Origin of the sequence: Paenibacillus sp. OT2-17, assembly GCF_009827695.1 — a bacterium.
In the GTDB taxonomy this organism is placed as follows: domain Bacteria; phylum Bacillota; class Bacilli; order Paenibacillales; family Paenibacillaceae; genus Paenibacillus; species Paenibacillus polymyxa_B.
In genome coordinates, this window is record NZ_WUDQ01000563.1 from 1 (window position 1) to 2,358 (window position 2,358).

1 protein-coding gene is annotated in these 2,358 nt (G+C 43.5%); it reads left to right on the forward strand.

Features of this window, described 5'->3' with window-relative positions; translation table 11 throughout:
• The first annotated feature begins 736 nt into the window (after positions 1-736).
• Positions 737-2,161, forward strand: coding sequence for a glucuronate isomerase (gene uxaC / locus GRP75_RS24595; RefSeq protein ID WP_028542398.1), 1,425 nt, complete (start codon positions 737-739; stop codon positions 2,159-2,161).
• Positions 2,162-2,358 lie beyond the last annotated feature (197 nt).

Here is a 2,358-nt window from a genome sequence, read left to right on the forward strand (position 1 = left end):
TGGCACCTGGAATGCCAAAAATATGCGTCACCCCTTGCTTGATCAAACAATCGACAACAAGGTCTGCTCCTCTAGTATCGGTCTTTGTTTGGACAGCTTGAACTTTGGTACTCAATGCTACCACCTCTTCTTTTCATCTTTGAAATAAACTAATGAAATACTTTCAATGTAAAACAATGGATGTATATGACAATTATAATACAATAACTGGTATTTTCAAGAAGGAAATTTTCTGAAAAAGATTGAAAATATATAAAGCGTTTTCAAAGTTTGATTCTTCGGGGAAAATAAAAAGTGCGGAGACTTGGAATGGGTTGCTATTGCAATGGCAGATGTGCTCAGCGGATGTGAAGGAAATGGCACCTATCACAATGAGTCTTTTAAAAATTCCTTTTTGGTGTTGGATGGTGCAGGACATAGACGAAATGCAAAACAGATCTGCCCCAAAGAGTGGAAGGTCGTTTTTTTTGTCCTCTCACATGATAAAAATCACTTTCCTCTACAAAGGATAGCGGTTACAATGTAATTGTTGTTAACGTAAACATTAAATTTAAGGTGAAGTAATCCAGCTTGAAATGATGTACAGGTATCGTATTACAGCTTTATTATCTTGTGTAATCACGAGATCTGCTATGTGATGGAGAATGCTATTGTTGAAAAACAAGTAGAGTTCGAACATTTTTGTTAACGTTAACAATTTATTAGGAAACACGATTATAGAAGGGATGAGAGAGTAATGACTAAAGCGTTTTTAGACGAAAACTTTTTGTTGAGCAATCCAACGGCTGAAATCTTGTACCATCAGTACGCCAAGGATATGCCGATTATCGACTATCATTGTCATTTAAGTCCACAAGAAATTTATGAAAATAAAGCGTTCAAAAATATTACGGAAGCCTGGTTGTACGGAGATCATTACAAGTGGAGACTTATGCGGGCCAATGGGGTTGAAGAACGCCTGATTACGGGGGATGGTGAAGATTATGACAAATTTTTGGCTTGGGCCAAAACCGTACCTACACTGATCGGCAACCCGCTGTACCACTGGACGCATTTGGAGCTTCAACGATTTTTTGGTGTCTATGAGCTGCTGAATGAACAGAACGCACCAGTGATCTGGGAAAAGGTAAACCAAAAGCTGCAGGGAAAGGGCTTTGGCGCACGTGATCTGATTGTGAACTCGAAGGTAACTGTAGTGTGCACCACGGATGATCCGACAGACCATCTCGAATACCACAAACAAATCAGCAAGCTGACCGATTTCCCAGTGGCAGTGCTACCAAGCTTCCGCCCCGACAAAGCTTTGGAAATTAATCGTGAAACTTTCCAGCCTTGGGTGGCTCGGTTGGGTGAAGTCAGCGGACTGGATGTTTCTGGCCTGGAAGGATTTTTGAATGCGCTGGCAAGCCGGGTGCGCCATTTCCATGCTGCCGGAGGCCGGGTATCTGATCATGCGCTGGATACTGTAGTCTATGAAGAAACGACACTGGAGGAAGCGGCAGCCATATTCAGCAAGGCGCTGGAGGAAGGCCATGTGACTCCTTTAGAGGAGGCGAAATATAAATCATACGTTCTGGTTTTCCTTGGCAAACAGTATGCAGAACATGGCTGGGCTATGCAATACCACATTCACGCGCTGCGTAACAACAACACGGCTATGTTCCGTCATTTAGGACCGGATACAGGCTACGATGCCGTAAATGATGGCTCTATCGCTCGTCCATTGGCGGCATTGCTGGACGCACAGGAGCTGGCAGGTGGATTACCGAGAACCATTTTGTATTCGCTTAATTCGGTTGATTATCCAGTACTGGCAAGTCTCGCGGGCTGCTTCCAATCCGGTGGAACTGTAGGGAAAATTCAGTTTGGCACGGCATGGTGGTATAACGACCATATCGAAGGCATGCAGGAGCAGATGAAGTTGCTGGCTAACTATGGGGTGCTGTCCCGCTTTATTGGTATGCTGACGGATTCCCGCAGCTTCCTTTCCTACACACGCCATGAATATTTCCGCCGTATACTCTGTGACTTAATTGGGACGTGGGTTCAGGAGGGTAAGGCGCCTGAGGATCTGGAACTGCTCGGAGCAATGGTACAAAACATTTGCTACAATAACGCTGAGCAATATTTTAATTTCCCAACGGTTGTTCATAGTAAGTGAAGCTACCGCCTAAGGTGAGAACTCACTAACTTTATAAAAAATAGCTCTTGCCAGGAGCTTGTTTCAAACTCCCGGTAAGAGCAATTGAAAACAAAATAGTTATCAACTGAGGATTTTGCAAAAATCCCATAAGCGACTTCCAATGAACAAGATATAGATCGAAATGGTTTAGTTCGTCTATATCTTGCACTTCGGAG